The sequence below is a fragment of the Burkholderia sp. 22313 genome (assembly GCF_052045245.1).
Taxonomy (GTDB): Bacteria; Pseudomonadota; Gammaproteobacteria; order Burkholderiales; family Burkholderiaceae; genus Burkholderia.
Map to the genome: position 1 here is coordinate 214,695 of NZ_JBQEON010000004.1, position 17,018 is coordinate 231,712.

General features: G+C 69.5%; 16 protein-coding genes. 5 read left to right on the forward strand and 11 right to left on the reverse strand.

Annotated features, from left to right (window positions below; genetic code table 11):
* Window positions 1-13: 13 nt before the first annotated feature.
* Window positions 14-1,285: an efflux RND transporter periplasmic adaptor subunit gene (locus ACTJKF_RS05830; RefSeq protein WP_440622610.1), complete on the reverse strand. Its 1,272-nt coding sequence runs from the start codon at window positions 1,283-1,285 to the stop codon at window positions 14-16.
* A gap of 397 nt (window positions 1,286-1,682) precedes the next feature.
* Here ACTJKF_RS05830 and ACTJKF_RS05835 point away from each other — a divergent pair, with 397 nt between their 5' ends.
* Complete coding sequence (locus tag ACTJKF_RS05835) at window positions 1,683-2,324, forward strand: TetR family transcriptional regulator (RefSeq protein ID WP_166725180.1); 642 nt, start codon at window positions 1,683-1,685, stop codon at window positions 2,322-2,324.
* A 136-nt stretch (window positions 2,325-2,460) separates the two neighbouring features.
* On the opposite strand, the gene ACTJKF_RS05840 is transcribed toward ACTJKF_RS05835, so the two are convergent.
* Complete coding sequence (locus tag ACTJKF_RS05840; protein ID WP_440622611.1) at window positions 2,461-3,120, reverse strand: cysteine hydrolase family protein; 660 nt, start codon at window positions 3,118-3,120, stop codon at window positions 2,461-2,463.
* 148 nt (window positions 3,121-3,268) lie between these two features.
* Here ACTJKF_RS05840 and ACTJKF_RS05845 point away from each other — a divergent pair, with 148 nt between their 5' ends.
* The gene (locus ACTJKF_RS05845) at window positions 3,269-4,270 is read left to right on the forward strand and encodes a helix-turn-helix domain-containing protein (RefSeq protein ID WP_440622612.1); all 1,002 of its coding nucleotides are present in this window, start codon (window positions 3,269-3,271) and stop codon (window positions 4,268-4,270) included.
* 54 nt (window positions 4,271-4,324) lie between these two features.
* Here the strand turns inward: ACTJKF_RS05845 and ACTJKF_RS05850 are convergent, their stop codons facing one another.
* The 6 genes from ACTJKF_RS05850 to ACTJKF_RS05875 all read right to left on the reverse strand — a co-directional run bounded on the left by ACTJKF_RS05850 (window position 4,325) and on the right by ACTJKF_RS05875 (window position 9,758).
* A complete protein-coding gene (locus ACTJKF_RS05850; RefSeq protein ID WP_440622613.1) occupies window positions 4,325-5,032 on the reverse strand; it encodes a CoxG family protein in 708 nt (235 codons plus the stop codon).
* Between the two features lie 28 nt (window positions 5,033-5,060).
* Entirely contained in the window at window positions 5,061-5,420 is a 360-nt protein-coding gene (locus ACTJKF_RS05855; RefSeq protein WP_440622614.1) for a DUF427 domain-containing protein, read from the reverse strand.
* A gap of 133 nt (window positions 5,421-5,553) precedes the next feature.
* Window positions 5,554-5,988 (reverse strand): carboxypeptidase-like regulatory domain-containing protein, encoded by a 435-nt coding sequence (locus ACTJKF_RS05860; protein WP_440622615.1) that lies wholly within the window; start codon window positions 5,986-5,988, stop codon window positions 5,554-5,556.
* Window positions 5,989-6,081: 93 nt separating this feature from the next.
* Window positions 6,082-7,569, reverse strand: a complete 1,488-nt coding sequence (locus ACTJKF_RS05865; protein ID WP_440622616.1) for a DegQ family serine endoprotease — start codon at window positions 7,567-7,569, stop codon at window positions 6,082-6,084.
* A 176-nt stretch (window positions 7,570-7,745) separates the two neighbouring features.
* Window positions 7,746-9,092 (reverse strand): ATP-binding protein, encoded by a 1,347-nt coding sequence (locus ACTJKF_RS05870; protein ID WP_440622617.1) that lies wholly within the window; start codon window positions 9,090-9,092, stop codon window positions 7,746-7,748.
* A 3-nt stretch (window positions 9,093-9,095) separates the two neighbouring features.
* On the reverse strand, window positions 9,096-9,758 hold the full coding sequence (locus tag ACTJKF_RS05875) for a response regulator (protein ID WP_040141750.1): 663 nt from the start codon (window positions 9,756-9,758) through the stop codon (window positions 9,096-9,098).
* A gap of 183 nt (window positions 9,759-9,941) precedes the next feature.
* On the opposite strand from ACTJKF_RS05875, the gene dacB reads away from it, so the two are divergent.
* From dacB to ACTJKF_RS05890, 3 genes are all read left to right on the forward strand, one after another.
* Entirely contained in the window at window positions 9,942-11,477 is a 1,536-nt protein-coding gene (dacB, locus tag ACTJKF_RS05880; RefSeq protein WP_440622618.1) for a D-alanyl-D-alanine carboxypeptidase/D-alanyl-D-alanine endopeptidase, read from the forward strand.
* A gap of 449 nt (window positions 11,478-11,926) precedes the next feature.
* On the forward strand, window positions 11,927-12,841 hold the full coding sequence (locus ACTJKF_RS05885) for a sterol desaturase family protein (protein ID WP_440622619.1): 915 nt from the start codon (window positions 11,927-11,929) through the stop codon (window positions 12,839-12,841).
* Between the two features lie 96 nt (window positions 12,842-12,937).
* Window positions 12,938-14,077, forward strand: coding sequence for an SGNH/GDSL hydrolase family protein (locus ACTJKF_RS05890; RefSeq protein ID WP_440622620.1), 1,140 nt, complete (start codon window positions 12,938-12,940; stop codon window positions 14,075-14,077).
* Between the two features lie 92 nt (window positions 14,078-14,169).
* On the opposite strand, the gene ACTJKF_RS05895 is transcribed toward ACTJKF_RS05890, so the two are convergent.
* The 3 genes from ACTJKF_RS05895 to purE all read right to left on the reverse strand — a co-directional run bounded on the left by ACTJKF_RS05895 (window position 14,170) and on the right by purE (window position 17,007).
* Window positions 14,170-15,198 (reverse strand): L-threonylcarbamoyladenylate synthase, encoded by a 1,029-nt coding sequence (locus ACTJKF_RS05895; protein WP_440622621.1) that lies wholly within the window; start codon window positions 15,196-15,198, stop codon window positions 14,170-14,172.
* Between the two features lie 11 nt (window positions 15,199-15,209).
* Window positions 15,210-16,406 carry a 5-(carboxyamino)imidazole ribonucleotide synthase gene (locus ACTJKF_RS05900; protein ID WP_440622622.1) on the reverse strand — a complete coding sequence of 399 codons (1,197 nt, stop codon included), beginning with the start codon at window positions 16,404-16,406 and terminating at the stop codon, window positions 15,210-15,212.
* A 79-nt stretch (window positions 16,407-16,485) separates the two neighbouring features.
* The gene (gene purE / locus ACTJKF_RS05905; protein WP_012364611.1) at window positions 16,486-17,007 is read right to left on the reverse strand and encodes a 5-(carboxyamino)imidazole ribonucleotide mutase; all 522 of its coding nucleotides are present in this window, start codon (window positions 17,005-17,007) and stop codon (window positions 16,486-16,488) included.
* Window positions 17,008-17,018: the final 11 nt, after the last annotated feature.

Below are 17,018 nucleotides of genomic sequence, written 5' to 3' on the forward strand. Positions count from 1 at the left end.
AACAGGCCCCCTGTTATTGCGCGCTCGAAGCAGCCGCGGCGCTCGCCGGCGCTGCACCCGAAGCGGCGGCGCCCGAGGCGGCTGCGGCGCCCGAACCGGCGGCGGCCGGCGCGGCGGATGCGGCGGCACCCGAGGCGGCATCCGCGGCCGGCAGTTGCGCCGCGACCGACTTCACCGTCGCGCCCGGACGCACCTTGTCGACGCCCTGCACGATCACGCGGTCGCCCGCTTCCAGGCCACCCTCGACGACCCAGTTCTGACCCTGCATGCCGGTCGTCTTCAGCGGCCGCGGCTCGACCTTGTTGCTCGCGTTCACGACCATCGCGACCGCCTGGCCCTTCTGGTCATGCGTGACACCGATCTGCGGCACCAGGAACGCGTTCTCGTTCACGCCTTCCTCGATCCGCGCGCGCACGAACATCCCCGGCAGCAGCACGCGGCCCGGGTTCGGGAACACCGCGCGGATGGTGACCGAGCCCGTGGCCTGGTCGACCGTCACGTCCGAGAACTGCAGCTTGCCGGCTTCCGAATAGGTCTTGCCGTCCTCGAGGATCAGCGACACCTTCGCCGCGCCCGGACCGGTCGTCTTCAGGCGGCCGCTCTGCACGTCCTGGCGCAGCTTCAGCCCGTCGAGGCTCGACTGCGTGAGGTCGACATAGACCGGATCGAGCTGCTGCACCGTCGACATCAGCGTCGCCTGGCTCGCCTGCACGTACGCGCCCGGCGTCACTTGCGAAATACCGACGCGGCCGGTGATCGGCGACACGACGTCCGTATAGCCGAGGTTGATCTGCGCGGTGTCGACCGCGGCCTTGCCGGCTGCGACGTCCGCCGCGGCCTGGCCTTGCGTGGCCACCGCGTTGTCGTATTCCTGCTTGCTGACCGCGTTCGCGGCCACCAGCACCTTGTAGCGTGCGACCAGCGCGTTCTGGGTGACGAGATTCGCCTGCGCCTTCGCGAGCGTCGCCTTCGCGCTGTTCAGCGCGGCAATGTACGGCGCCGGGTCGATCTTGTAGAGGCGCTGGCCGGCCTTGACGTCGCTGCCTTCGGTGAATTCACGGCGCAGCACGATGCCGTCGACCCGTGCGCGCACCTGCGCGACGAGGAACGCACTGGTGCGGCCCGGCAGTTCGGTGAAGACCGGTACGTTTTGCGGCTGGACGGTGACGACGCCGACTTCCGGCGTTTGCGGCGGCGGTGCCGATTCTTTTTTTCCGCAGGCAGCCAGGAAAACCGCGGCTGCCGCGACAGTGATCAAGCGGTATGGAACCCGTTCGACGCGCATGGAGCGACCTCTGTGTGTAACCAATGGAATGAGTGCAGCGCCCAGCGGGAGCGCGCACGGATGCGCCTTGCGGCGCAGATCGAACACCTGAATTACTGGACTACTGGATACAGCAAGTCGGCACGAGACCTCCATGCCGACGAGATGCCGCGAACTGCGGACTATTACTTTGGCGGGAATCAGCAGAGTGGGATATTAACTGATTGCCACTTGGGTCATTCGATCGTAGGGTGGTATTGTATATACATTCACGAATGTATGTAAAAAGCCCGCGCACCCGCCGCCAACCGTCAAGTCTTACGAATTATTACCAATCGCAAGCATAGCGGCTCCGCGATACCGCGACGAGGGTTGCAGACCCTATATTCACCTACGATCGATTCATTCAGGCCTGCACATGGTCAGACGCACCAAGGAGGAGGCACTCGAGACGCGCAACCGCATTCTCGACGCCGCCGAACACGTGTTCTTCGAGAAAGGCGTGTCGCACACGTCGCTCGCGGACATCGCCCAGCACGCCGGCGTGACGCGCGGCGCGATCTACTGGCATTTCGCGAACAAGAGCGAGCTGTTCGACGCGATGTTCGACCGCGTGTTCCTGCCGATCGACGAACTCAAGCGGATGCCGCTCGACGCGCCCGGCGGCAATCCGCTCGACAAGATCCGCAAGATCCTGATCTGGTGCCTGCTCGGCGTGCAGCGCGACTCGCAGTTGCGGCGCGTGTTCAGCATCCTGTTCATGAAGTGCGAATACGTCGCCGACATGGAACCGCTGCTGCAGCGTAACCGCGCGGGGATGAGCGAGGCGCTGCATGCGATCGACGCCGATCTCGCCGGCGCCGTGCGGCTCAAGCTGCTGCCCGAGCGGCTCGACACGTGGCGCGCGACGCTGATGCTGCACACGCTCGTCAGCGGTTTCGTGCGCGACATGCTGATGCTGCCCGACGAGATCGACGCCGAGCAGCATGCGGAACAGCTCGTCGACGGCTGCTTCGACATGATGCGCTACAGCCCCGCGATGCTGAAGACGGGCGACTGACGGACCCATCCGCCAGCGACGGCGCAGGGCGCGCCGTTTCATCGCCGTCGGCCGGTCGATCCGGCCGCGCGCGGGCGGCGGCCATGCCGCCCAGCCCGCCCAGCCCGCCCAATTCCCCCTGCTCTCCCCGCTTCGCTCAGGCCGCCTTCGCGCGTCGCGCGCGAGCCCGCCGGTTCGACGCGGCCACCGAATCGCAGGTCGGCATCGCCGCGCCGCCGAGCCCCGCGATCCATGCGCCGGTCGACATCACCGCCGCGAAATTCGACTGGAACACCACCGAGTACGCGCGGTGAATCGCTTCGGCGCTCGCCACGCCCGCGTCGTTCTCGTACGGCAACGCACCGGTCGCGTCGGCCAGATACTCGACGGCCAGCCCCGTGTGCGCCGCGTGATAGACCGTCGCCGCATTGCAGTTGTGCGTCATGTAGCCGGCGACCGCGAGCGTGTCGATGCCGTGCGCGTCGAGCCATGCGCCAAGATCGGTGCCGGCGAACGCGCTGGCCTGCGCCTTCACGATCAGGTGTGCGTATGGGCGGTCGGCGACGACCGGATGCAGCGCGACGCCGTCGGTGCCCGGCGCGAAGATCGGCGCGCCCGCAGGCGCGACGTGCTGGACGACGATCACCGGCACGCCGGCCGCGTGCGCGGCGTCGATCGCACGGCCGATGTTCGCGAGCGATGCGTCGACGGGCGGATATTCGATCGGCAGGTTGCCCGTCACGTATTCGTTCTGGACATCGATCACGATCAGCGCACGACGGGAAACGGAAGAGGACGGCGACGCGGCATTCGACATGGCAGGCTCCGGTTCGGCGCCGCCCCGCTCCGGAACGGGGCGGCCAGCAGCGCGATGCGATGCATTGTCCGACCGCATCGCGTCCGCGGACAGTGGCCCGATTGCCATTCTTCGATAGAATCGGGCCATCGCCATTCCGGAGCCCGCCATGCGCGCCGCTGCGTCGTCCGTTGCCCCCGCCCCGACCGTCGTCGCCGTGATCGCGTACGACGGCATCAGCCCGTTCCACCTGTCGGTGCCGTCCGTCGTGTTCGGCAAGGAGCGCGATGCGGCCGCGGCGCCCACGTTCGAGTTCCGCGTATGCTCGGCCGAGCGCGGCCCGCTGTCGACCACCGGCGGCTTCACGATCACCGCGCCGCACGGGCTCGACGCGCTCGACGACGCCGACATCGTCATCGTGCCGGCTTGGCGCGATCCGGACGAAGCGCCGCCGGGGGACATGGTCGATGCGGTGCGCGCGGCGGCCGCGCGCGGCGCGCAGGTCGTCGGCCTGTGCCTCGGCGCGTACGTGCTCGCCGCGGCCGGGCTGCTCGACGGGCGGCCGGCCACGACGCACTGGGCATGGGCCGACGACTTCGCGCAACGCTTTCCGCGCGTGAAGCTCGACCCCGACGTGCTGTACGTCGACGACGGCAATCTGATGACGTCGGCCGGCACGGCCGCGGGGCTCGACTGCTGCCTGCATGTCGTGCGGCGGCGCTTCGGCTCGGACGCCGCGAACCAGATCGCGCGCCGCCTCGTGATCCCGCCGCACCGCCAGGGCGGCCAGGCGCAATACGTGCCGCAACCCGTCGCCGCGCATCCGCGCGACGCGCGGCTCGCGGGCCTGCTCGACTGGGTGCGCGCGCATCTCGACGTCGCACATGGCGTCGACTCGCTCGCCGAACGCGTGCTGATGAGCCGGCGCACGTTCACGCGCCACTTCCGTCAGGCCACGGGCACGACCGTCACCGCGTGGCTGCAGGCCGAGCGTCTCACGCGGGCGCAACATCTGCTGGAAACCACCGGTCAATCGATCGACGCGATCGCGCAAGCGGCCGGCTATGGCTCGAGCGTGTCGCTGCGCCAGCATTTCGCGGGCGCGCTCGGCACGTCGCCGTCGGCGTATCGAAGGGAATTTCGCGGCGCCGGCCCCGACGCGCGGTCGTGACCGCCGCGCCGCCATCGCCGGGCGGCCGGGCCAAGCGCGGGCGGGCGCGGTTGCTCAGCCGCCGTTGATCCAGCGCGCCGCATACAGCAGCAGCGCGACGAACACGATGATCGCCGCCCATGCCCAGACAGGCAGCGGGCCCGATTCGCGCTGATGGACCGCACTGGCCGCGCGACCGCTCAGCGCGCCGCCGAGGTGCGGCAGCGGCCGCTTCGCCGCAGCCATCAGCGACGCCGGCCGCAGGAACACATGCTGGCGACGCTGCGCGCCGGCGCGCGCGCGGTTCGGTACGAGACCGTGCTTCGCCTGCACGACCGCGCAGAATTCGCGGAAGAAATCGTCGGCCCACTCGCGCAACGCATTCTCGATCTGCCGGGTCGGCAGTTCGGCGAGCGGCCCGCTCGCCGTCGTCCACACCACGTACTCGATGCGCGTCGCGTCGGCGTCATCGCCGTCCGGCAGCAGCATGACCTCGACCTGGCCGCGCAGTGCGCCGAGGCCGTCGGCCCGCGCCTTGAAGTTGAGCACGCGACGCGGCTGCCCTTGCGCATCGCCCTGCTCGCTCGCCGAATGCACGCGCACGTCGTAGCGCGCACGCAGCGGACCGAGCGGCACCGTGATCGTCAGCGCGAACTCGCCGTGCGCGAGCTTCACGAACGATTCGCAATGATCGAAGCTCGCCCGCAGCAACGCGAGATCCTCGAGCGCCTCCCGCACGACAGCCGGCGCGAGCGGTACGCGTAACGTGTCGTTCAGTTCCATGATGCCTCCCCGATGAACGCGCGCCGCATCAGGATGTCTCGATGAGACTGTCGACCCGCGCGACATCGAAGGCGACGTAGTGCGCAAGCGCGGACGCGGCCGCCCCCGGTTCCTCGTAGCTCCATGCGGCGCTCTCGATCACGCCGTCTTCGGTCTGCAAGTCGAAATACACGGCCTGGCCTCTCAACGGGCAGGCCGTCGTGACGTTCGACTTCACAAGCCGGTGCATGTTGACGTCGCCGCGCGGCAGGTAATGGATGTCCGGCAGGCCGGATTCGCGCACGGTCAGCGCGCCGTGCGAATCGGCGTACGTGATGCCGCGATGAATCACCCGCACGCGATGGCGGTTCGGCACGATTTCGAGGCGAGGGTCGGCGGCATCGGACATCGTTTTTCCTCAGGGCGGCCCGGCAGGCGAGCCGGGCGCAGGAAACGAAAAAGCCACGGCACGGGGCCGTGGCTCTCATTATGGGCGAAAGTTGGTCCGATTGCGCGACCCGGGCCGGCTCGCGCGCGACGCGCTACTGCGCACTCCACTGGAACGCGGCCTTGGCGCCGCCGTTCGCGCCGACCGTGACGGCGCGCGATTCGTCGCTGCCCTGGTATGACGCATGCACGGTGTAACGCCCCGGCGGCAGCTTCACGAGCATGTACGGCCCGCGCGCGTCCGTCTTCAGCAACTCGGTGCCCTTGCCGTCGACGATCCGCACATGAACGTCGGCCAGGTACTCGCCGCCCTTGCCGGTGAAGCGCAGCGCGAGCGGCCACGCCGCTTCGTTGTGCTCGAAGGCTGTCGATTGATCCTTGCCGATGCCCCCTGACACATAGCTGACATCGCCCTGCTGGCTCGCCGCCGGCAATTCGTCCGATTGCGCGTACGCGCCGGGCGCGGCGGCGAGGCCGGCGGCCAGCGCCGCGGCGGCGGCAATTCGGGACACATTGCGTAGATATTGCATGGCTCTCTCCTTTCGGGTCGGAACACAGCACTACGGGCCGAACGCCGGCGGCGCCCGCGAGGGCCGGCCAGGCCGGCCCGCAACGGCCGCCGGTCAGCTCAGGTCGACCGGCACGAAGATCTGTGCATTATCGCGCTGGATCAAGAGAGCAAGACTGTTGCCTGCTCCCTTGACCGCATCGCGCAACTGCTCGGGGCTCGTGACCGGGCGGCCGTTGACCGCGAGGATCACGTCGCCGGGCTGGATGCCCGCGCTGGCTGCCGGGCCGCCGGCCTGCTGCACGATCAGCCCGTGCGACAGGTTGGCGGCGCTGCGCTCCTGCGGCGTGAGCGGACGCACCGCGACGCCGAGGCGCCCCTGCTCGACGGGGCCGCCGTCGTTCGACGCCAGCTTCGCGTCGGTCATCGCGCCGAGCGTCACGCTGATCGACTTCTTCGACTTGTCGCGCCACACCTGCAGGTCGGCCTTCGAGCCCGGCTTCAGGTTCGCGATCTGCGCGGGCAGCGACGTGGAATCGGCGACCGGCGAACCGTTGACCGACAGGATCACGTCGCCCGGCTGCAGGCCGGCCTTCGCGGCCGGGCCGTGCGGGTCGACCGAGCTGACGAGCGCGCCGTCCGGCTTCTGCAGCCCGAACGAGCTCGCGAGCGTCTGGTTCAGCCCCTGCACGGCGACGCCGAGACGGCCGCGGCTCACGTGGCCCGTCTTCACGAGTTCATCCTTGACCTTGATCGCCTCGTTGATCGGGATCGCGAACGACAGGCCCTGGAAGCCGCCCGTCTGCGAGTAGATCATCGAGTTGATGCCGATCACCTCGCCCTGCAGGTTGAACAGCGGGCCGCCCGAGTTGCCGGGGTTCACCGGCACGTCGGTCTGGATGAACGGCGTGTAGTTCTCGTCGGGCAGCGCGCGCGATTTCGCGCTGATGATGCCGGACGTGACCGTGTTGTCGAAGCCGTACGGCGAACCGATCGCGACGACCCACTGGCCGACCTTGCTTTGCGCCGGGTCGCCGATCTTCACGGTCGGCAGGCCGCTTGCGTCGATCTTCAGCACCGCGACGTCGGACTGCTTGTCGGAGCCGACGACCTTCGCCTTGTACTCGCGCTTGTCGGTCAGCTTGACCGTCACGACGTTCGCGCCGTCGATCACGTGCGCGTTGGTGAGGATGTACCCGTCGGTGCTGACGATGAATCCCGAACCGAGGCTCGCGCTCGGCTGGTCGTCCGGCTGCGCGTCGCCGCCCATGCCCGGCGGCACCTGGCCGTAGAAGTGCTTGAAGAACTGGTAGAACGGGTCGCTCGGATCCATCGGCAACTGCGGCTGCTGCGCCCGTCGCGACACCTGCTTCACGACGTGCTTGGCACTGATGTTCACGACCGCCGGGCCGTAGGTCTCGACCAGCCCGGAGAAATCGGGGATGCCGGTCTTGGCCGCGGCCTCGGCCGGCATCAGCGCGGCGGCCTGTGCGGGCGTGATGATCTGCGGATCGGCACGGCGGGTGCCTGCGACATAGCCGGCGGACAGGGCAGCCGCCACGGCGACCGCGACGGCGCCGCGCGCAAGGAATCGGGTGTTCATCGTAGGACCTCCTCTTTGATAGGTCGCAGCGTAACGACCCTGACTTAAAGGAGGCTTAATCGGCCTTGAGTCGGGCCTGGGCCTGCTCCCGCCCATCACGCACGTTCCGCCGTCCGGACCGAATCATGCGAGGAGCCGGCCCCAGGCCGCCGTCGGCGCCCTGACGGCGCCGTTCTTCATACGGATTCGGACGCCTGCGGCGCCGGCGCCCGCAGCTCGGCATCGAGGAACACGACGCTCACGAGCAGGCCGCCCGCGGCCGCGTCGCCGAGCGACACCGTCGCGCCCTGCTGCGCCGCGACGCGCTTGACGATCGCGAGCCCGAGCCCGCTGCCCGACACGTCGGTGCGCGCCCGCGCGGAGCTGTCGCGGTAGAAGCGGTCGAACACGCGCTCGCGTTCGTCGGCCGGAATGCCGGGCCCGCTGTCGCCGATCTGCACACACGCGCGGCCGGCTGCATCGCACGTCAGCGACACGTCGATGCGACCGCCGTCGGGCGTGTACTTCACCGCGTTGTCGAGCAGGTTGCCGAACATCACGCGCAGCGCGCCGACGTCCGCGACGACCGTCGCCGCGCGCGTCTCCTCGAAGCCGAGATCGATGTGGTGCCGTTGCGCGAGCGGTGCATGCGCGGCCACGCATTCGACCAGCAGCGCCTGCAGGTCGACCGGCTCACGCATCGTCGCGCCGTCGGGTTCGGCGCGCGCGAGCGCGAGCAGCTGCTCGGCGAGACGCGTCGCGCGCGTGACGCCGTCCTGCAGATCCGCGACCGCCTCGCGGCGCGACGTGTCGTCCTTCGCGCGTGCGACGAGCTGCGCCTGGATCTGCACGGCCGCGAGCGGCGTGCGCAGTTCGTGCGCGGCATCGGCGACGAACGCCTTCTGCGTGTCGAGCGCCGCCGACAGTCGCGCAAGCAACCCGTTCAGCGCGCGCACGAGCGGCTGCACCTCGAGCGGCAGGCGCGCATCGGGCAACGGATCGAGCGCCTCCGGCCGGCGCGCCTCGACCGCGTGCGTCACGCGGGCCAGCGGCGCGAGCCCGCGCCCGACGATCACCCAGACCGCCGCGCCAAGGAACGGCAGCAGCACGATCAGCGGCCACAGCGTGCGCAGCGCGACGTTCGCCGCGAGCCGGTTGCGCACCGACACCGGCTGCGCGAGCTGCACGACGTTGTCGCCGACGATCGCGCCGTACACGCGCCATTCGCCGCGGTCGGTGCGCTCCGTCGAGAAGCCGAGTTCCGCGCGCGGTGCGATCGGCGCACGCGGATGCGAGAAGTACATCAGCACGCCGTTGCGGTTCCAGATCTGGATCACGATGCCTTCGTCGCCGTTGGTGCGCGAACCGAACACCTGCGAGAACGGCTCCGACGGCAGCGCCGCGGCGATTTCCTGCAACTGGTAGTCGAACAGCTCGTTCGCCTCCGCGAGCGCCTGCCGGTAGATCAGCCAGCCCGCGAGACCCACGCCCGCGACGACGATCGCCAGCAGCCAGATCAGCAATTGATGACGAATCGACCTCACGCGTCAGCTTTCCTTGACGACCATGTAACCGAGCCCGCGCACGTTGCGGATCAGGTCCGAACCGAGCTTCTTGCGCAGCGCGTGGATGTAGACCTCGACCGTGTTGCTGCCGATCTCCTCGCCCCAGCCGTACATCTTCTCCTCGAGCTGGCTCTTCGACAGCACCGCGCCGGGCCGCGCGAGCAGCGCTTCGAGCAGCGCGAACTCGCGCGCGGACAACGCGACGGGCGCACCGTCGAGCGTCACCTGGTGCGACGCCGGATCGAGCGTCAGCGCGCCGTGGCGGATCAGCGACTCGCTGCGCCCCGCCTGGCGGCGGATCAGCGCGCGCATCCGCGCGCCCAGTTCGTCGAGGTCGAACGGCTTGACGAGGTAGTCGTCGGCGCCCGCGTCGAGGCCTTTCACGCGATCGGCAACCGCATCGCGCGCGGTGACGATCAGCACCGGCAACGACAGCCCGCGCGCGCGCAGCGTGCGCAGCACGTCGATGCCGTCGCGCTTCGGCAGGCCGAGATCGAGCAGCAGCAGGTCGTACGTCTCGCCGCCGAGCGCCGTGAGCGCCGCGTCGCCGTCCTGCACCCAGTCGACCGCGAAGCCATCGGCACGCAGCGCCTTGCGCACGCCTTCGGCAATCATTCGATCGTCTTCAACTAGCAGAATCCGCATCGGAACCGGAACCCATGGGTTGAGTAAAACATGGCAACCATTGTAGCGCCGCGCATCGCGGGCGCTCCCTGCAATGCAACAGAAAGGCGAATTGCAAGGGGCGCGTGCGGACTTGTCTCTACAATGTGCGCTCCGGCGCCGCGCGCGCCCTGCCCGAGCCCCGTGCCTTTCCCGTATTTGCCCATGCCGATTTCCGATCTTTCCGCCCGGCTCGCCCCCCGCGCCCGCTTCTGCCTGCGGGCGGCCGCCGTCGTCGCCACCTGCACGGCCCTTGCGTTCGCACCGTCCGCGCAAGCCCGCAAGAAGCCCCACAAGGAAGCGCGCAAGACCGCCGTCGTGTCGCCGGCCGCACGCGCGGCCGGCCTGCCGGCGTCCGTGCTGGTCGCGCTGCAGCGCGCGAAGGTGCCGGCCTCGGCGATGAGCGTCGTGGTCGAGCGTGTCGGCAATCCCGAGCCGCTGATCGCATGGAACGCGGACCGGCCGATGCTGCCGGCGTCGACGATGAAGCTCGTGACGACCTTCTCCGGCCTGTCGATCCTCGGCCCCGACTTCCGCTGGCGCACCACCGCGTATGCGGACGGCCCGGTCGACCCGGACGGCACGCTGCAGGGCAACCTGTACATCAAGGGCACCGGCGATCCGAAGCTCGTGCCCGAAGAACTGATCGACCTGGTCGACAAGATCCGCAAGGCGGGCATCAAGCGCGTGGCCGGCGGCCTCGTGCTCGACAAGAGCTACTTCGCCGCGTCGACGCGCGACTTGCCGTCGTTCGACGACGACGTGAGCGCGCCGTACAACGTCGGCCCCGATCCGCTGCTGTACGCGTTCAAGGCCGTGTCGTTCACGGTCACGCCGGGCGACGACGGCAAGGTCGCCGTCGACGTGCTGCCGCCGCTCGCGAACCTGTCGATCGACAACCAGCTGGTCGAAGGCTCGGGCTCGTGCAGCGCGGCCGCCGCGGCCGCACGCCCGACGCTGTCGGCCGGCGGCGGCGGGCTCATGACCGCTTCGTTCGCCGGCGACTATCCGCTGCGCTGCGGCGCGCACACGACCAACCTCGCGATCCTCGACCACACGACGTTCTTCGCGCGCGGCTTCCTTGCGCTGTGGCAGCAGGACGGCGGCACGATCGCGGGCCCGGTCAGCGAAGGCAAGGTGCCGACCACCGCGCGGCCGCTCGCCGTCCACCACAGCCCCGTGCTCGGCAGCATCGTCTACGACATCAACAAGTTCAGCAACAACGTGATGGCGCGCAACCTGTTCCTGACGATCGGCGCGGTGGCCGGCAAGCCGCCCGCGACGCCCGAGCAATCGAGCCGCGCGATTCATGCGTTCCTGCAGAAAAGCGGGATCGCGATGCCGGACCTCGAGCTCGAGAACGGCTCGGGCCTGTCGCGCAACGAGCACGTGAGCGCGCTGTCGCTCGCCGCGCTGCTGCAGGCCGCGAATGCGAGCCCGGTCGCGCAGGCATTCATCGATTCGCTGCCGATCGCCGGCATCGACGGCACGATGAAGAACCGCCTGACCAACGCCGGCGTGCTCGGCAACGCGCACATCAAGACCGGCACGCTGCGCGACGTGCGTGCGATCGCGGGCTACGTGGCGGGTGCCGACGGCCAGAGCTACATCGTCGTCAGCTTCATCAACAACGATCACGCCGAAGCCGCGCGCGCCGCGCACGACACGCTGCTCGAGTGGATCTACGCGGGCGCGCACTGACAACGCACGCGCCGCAGCGATGCGGTGCGCCCCGCCATCTGCGTTGCGTCACAGGGGGCGGCACCGCCCGTCGGGGCAACCGGCCGCCCCCTCTGCCGCCGCCCCGCTCCCCGTCATTGCACCGTTCGCGGTTTGAAACGGCCGCCCCGCCTGCGCGCCGCGCACCGCGCCCCGGCGCTGCCCGCAAAACGGGGCCGCACCGCGCGGCCCCGCACCGCACGGCTTCCGTAGAAACCTTGTCCTCAAGAAAACGCCGGGCCGCCCCAAGTTTTCTTGCCCCTTCGGGGGCCTGGCGCGAAGCGACAGGTTTGGGGGCGCTCAGAGGGAACCCTCTACGCTGCCCCCTCGCCTAGCGCGTGGCGATTGCGTAGGCTGTTGGCCTGACCGATATCTACAACGGGCCACAGGCCCGGCCTCACGGCTTGCAGGGGAAAGGAGGAGACACGCCCATGCGATTCGACGTCGAATTGCTTCTGCTCGCGCTGGCGCCCGTCTTCCTGCTCTGCATCGCGTGGGAAGCCTGGCACCTCGCCCGCACACGTGCGCAGGACCACCTCTATGCGTGGCGCGACACGCTGTGCAATGCGGCGCTCGCGCTGATGCACCAGGGTGCCGACAAGCTCGCGTGGCTGTTCGTGATCCCCGTTTATGCGTACTGCTACGCACGGTTCCGGCTGTTCACCTGGCACGACGGCTGGCTGTCGTTCGCCGTGCTGTTCGTCGGCCAGGACTTCCTCTACTACGTGTTCCATCGCGCGAGCCATCGCGTGCGCTGGCTGTGGGCCGCGCACGTGGTGCACCACTCGTCCGAGCGGATGAATTTCTCGACCGCGTTCCGGCAGAGCCTGATGTATCCGGTCGCGGGCATGTGGGCGTTCTGGCTGCCGCTCGCGTTCCTCGGCTTTCCGCCGCAGCAGATCGTCGGCATCGTGCTGATCAACCTCGCGTTCCAGTTCTTCGTGCACACGCAGGCGATCGGCAAGCTCGGCTGGCTCGAATACGTGCTCAACACGCCGTCGATCCATCGCGCGCACCATGCACGCAACCCGCGCTACATCGACCGCAATTACGCAGGAGTACTCGTGATCTGGGATCGCCTGTTCGGCAGCTACGTCGAGGAGTCGCCCGACGATCCGCCGCAGTACGGAATCGTCGAGCCGCTCGGCTCGAACAACCCGCTCGTCGCGACGTTCCGCGAGTGGGTGTCGATGGCGGCCGACGCGTTGCGCGTCCCTGGATGGCGCAACAAGCTGCGCGCGATTTTCGGTCCGCCCGAATGGGCGAGCGCTTATCATGCGCAGATCGCCGAGGCCGCAAACCACGATCCGCGCACCATGCCGCTTGCGGCCGTGCGCGACCAATAAACCACTTCAGCCAACGGCCGCCGCGCAGCCTGGACCTGAGCAGGCACGCGGCAGATGCACGATACATCTAGGCCATATCTACGAGGAGATCCATCGATGCAGACACAACAACGCACTCCGTCACGCACCCCGCAACGCCTGCTGCGCACCGCGCAGGTCGCGATCGCGGGCGCCGCGCTCGCGCTGCTCGCCGCGTGCGGCGGCGGCGACGACAACAACAGCAGCAGCGCGTCGAACACGCCGCCGTCCGGCGTGAAAATGCAGATCGTGTCGTTCGGCGACAGCCTGTCGGACGCCGGCACCTACTCGCAGATCAAGCTCGGCTTCGGCGGCGGCCGCTTCACGACCAACCCCGGCCAAGTGTGGACGCAGGACGTCGCTCAGTACTACGGCGACACGCTGCAACCCGCGAACCAGGGCGGTTTCGGCATTCCGCTGCAGGCCACGGGCGGCCTCGGCTACGCACAGGGCGGCTCGCGCGTGACGCAGCAGCCGGGCATCGGCCACGCGGCCTCGAGCGTGCCGAACGCCGACTACGCGCAGGCCACGACGACGCCGATCGCCGACCAGGTCAAGCAGTACCTGTCGCAGCACGGCAGCTTCAACGCCGGGCAGATCGTGCTGATCAACGGCGGCGCGAACGACATCTTCTATCAGGCGCAGGTCGCGCAGGCGCAAGGCAACACGCCGGCCGCGCAGCTCGCGGCCGCGCAGGCGATCGGCCTCGCCGCGCAACAGCTGGGCGGGATCGTCCAGCAGATCGTCGCGGCCGGCGCGACGCACGTATTCGTCGCGAACGTGCCGGACATCGGCGGCACGCCGCTCGCGCTGCAAGGCGGCACGCAAGCCGCGTTCACGCAACTGTCGGGCCTGTTCAATCAAGCGCTGGCCGGCACGCTCGTCGCGCTGAAGGTCGACCCGACCAAGTACGTGATGGTCGATTCGTTCACGTGGCAGGACGGCGTCGCGGCCAGCTACCAGGCGAACGGCTTCAGCGTGTCGAACACCGACACCGCGTGCAACCTGAAGGCGATGGTCCAGGCGGCCACGCAATACGGCGTCGCGGACGCAACCGCATTCGGTTCGTCGCTGTTCTGCTCGCCGCAGACCTACACGGTCCCGAACGCGGACCAGACCTACATGTTCGCCGACACGGTCCATCCGACGACGCGCCTGCATGCGCTGTTCGCGCAATACGTCGAACAGCAGATCGCGAAGTCCGGCGTGGGCAAGTAAGCCGCCGGCCACGCGCCCAAACGAAAACGCCCGACCGGCTCATCTCGCCGGTCGGGCGTTTTTTATTTCCGAAGGGGATGCGGGAGCCGGCGTCAGTCGCGCGCCTCGAACGCGGCGGCCGCACGGCCAAGGCGATCGTTGACCGCGATCCACTCGACGGTCTCGGGCAGCTTCTCGACGAGAATGCGTGCGACCTGCGCGCGGTCGAGCGCGCGCAGCATGCCGTACAGGTCGCGCGCATACGCCTGCGGATCTTCCGGCGCCGCGACGAAATGCACGCCGTCGGCTTGCGCCCAGCGTCCCGCACGCGATGCGCGCGCGACGAGCGCGACGCGTTCGCCATCGGTCTGCGCGGCCGCGAGCAGCGGCTCGAGCGCATCGAACGGCAGCAGCGCGAGCGGCGTGCGCGGCGCGTAATGCGCCTTCAGCGTGCCGGATGCGCGCGGCGCGGTCGCGTCGCTGCCGTCCGGCAGGCGCGGCGCGCGGCCGAGCACGTCGGCGATCTGCTGCGGCGTCACGTGGCCCGGCCGCAACAGCGCGGGGAAGCCGCGCGACAGGTCGAGGATCGTCGATTCGATACCGACTTCGGACGCGCCGCCGTCGAGCACGTGCACCGTGTCGCCGAATTCTTCACGGACGTGTTGCGCGGTGGTCGGACTCACATGACCGAACCGGTTCGCGGACGGCGCGGCCACGCCGCCATGCCCGCCACGCCGCGCGCTGAACGCGGCCAGCAGCGCCTGCGCAACCGGATGCGACGGACAGCGCAACCCGACCGAATCCTGGCCGCCGCTCACGGCGTCCGGAATGCGCGCATGGCGCTTCAGGATAAGCGTCAGCGGGCCCGGCCAGAATGCGTCGATCAGCGCGTGCGCGTCGGCCGGCAGGTCGTCGGCCCAATAGCCCGGATCGCCGCCGGGCGGCAGATGCACGATCACCGGATGGTTCGCCGGGCGCCCTTTCGCCGCGTAGATGCGTGCGACGGCCTCGGGATTCGCCGCATCGCCGCCGAGCCCGTACACGGTTTCGGTCGGGAACGCGACGAGCTGCCCCGCGTCGAGCAGCGCGGCGGCCGCGTCGATCTGCGCGGGCGTCACGTGCTTCGGGAGATCGCTGGACATCTGCCGGCGCCTCAGTCGAGCGCCACGCGCAGCAGCTGCGCGCAGGCGGTAGCGGCGGCGACGGCGTCGTCGCGCGTCTCCGCCGTGAAGTTCACGTGGCCCATCTTGCGGCCAACGCGCGCTTCTTCCTTGCCGTACAAGTGCAGGTGCGCGGCCGGCATCGCGGCGACCGTGTCCCACGGCGGCGTGACGGCGTCAGCCGCCGCACCGTCCGGGAACCACACGTCGCCGAGGATGTTCAGCATCGCGGCCGGCGAATGCTGGCGCGGGTTGCCGAGCGGCATGCGCGTCATCGCGCGCACCTGCTGCTCGAACTGGCTCGTTGCGCACGCATCGACCGTGTAATGACCGGAATTGTGCGGGCGCGGCGCCATTTCGTTCGCGACGAACGAGCCGTCTTCCAGCACGAAGAATTCGACGCACAGCACGCCGACGTAGCCGAGCGTGTCGGCGATCCGGACGGCCGCCTGCTGCGCCTCTTCGACGCGCGCCCCATCGGCGGCCGGCGCCGGCACCACCGTCAGCGCGAGGATGCCGTTGTGATGCACGTTCTGCGCGAGCGGGAACGCGGCCGAGCGGCCGTCCGCGCCGCGCGCGATCAGCGCGGACACTTCGTATTTCAGCGGCAGGCGCTTTTCGAGCACGCACGGCACGCCGCCGAGCGCCGCATGCGCGTCGCGCGCTTCCCGCGCGGTGCCCACGCGCACCTGGCCCTTGCCGTCGTAGCCGAGGCGCGCCGTCTTCAGGATGCCCGGCAGCACCGCGTCGAGCGCGGCATCGTCGAGCGCGGCCAGTGCGGCCGCCGATTCGATCACGACGTGCGGTGCGACCGGCACGCCCGACGCTTCGATGAAACGCTTCTCCGCGATCCGGTCCTGCGCGATCGCGACACAGCGGCCGGCCGGCGCGACGAACGTCGTGCGCGCGAGGAAATCGAGGCTCGCGGCCGGCACGTTCTCGAATTCCGTCGACACGGCATCGCACAGCCCGGCCAGTTCGGCGAGCGCGGCTTCGTCGTCGTAGGCCGCGCGCAAGTGGCGGTCGGCGACCGTACCGGCGGGGCTCGTCGGATCGGGATCGAGCACGGCGACGCGATAGCCCATCGACTGGGCGGCAAAGCAGAACATGCGGCCGAGCTGGCCACCGCCGACCATGCCCAGCCACGCGCCGGGCAGGATCGGGGAAACGGAATCAGGAGTTGCGGTCATGTCAGTGATCGGTCGCGGCGGGCGCTGCCCGCCGCAGTGGGGAGGGTCAGGCGGCCGCAATGCGCGGCCGCCGGTGCCGTCATGCCAGCGGCGGCAGCACCATCGCGTGCGCGGCTTCGTTCTGGCGCACGCGGAACGCGGCGAGCCGGTTCGCGTAGTCGACCGACGTGCCGGACAGGATCGACACCGCGAACAGCGCGGCATTCGCGGCGCCGGCCTCGCCGATCGCGAACGTCGCGACCGGCACGCCCTTCGGCATCTGCACGATCGAGTGCAGCGAATCGACGCCCTTCAGGTACTTGCTCGCGACCGGCACGCCGAGCACCGGCACGGTGGTCTTCGCGGCCAGCATGCCGGGCAGGTGCGCGGCACCGCCGGCGCCCGCGATGATCGCGCGCAGCCCGCGCTCGCGCGCCTTCTCCGCGTAGTCGAACATCTCGTCGGGCATCCGGTGCGCGGACACGACCTTCGCTTCGTACGGCACGCCGAATTCCTGCAGGATCGCGACCGCGTTCTTCATCACGTCCCAGTCGGAACTCGAACCCATCAGCACGCCGACGAGCGGCGCGCTGTGCGTGTGGGCAGTCTGGACTTCACTCATTTCGTGCGTTC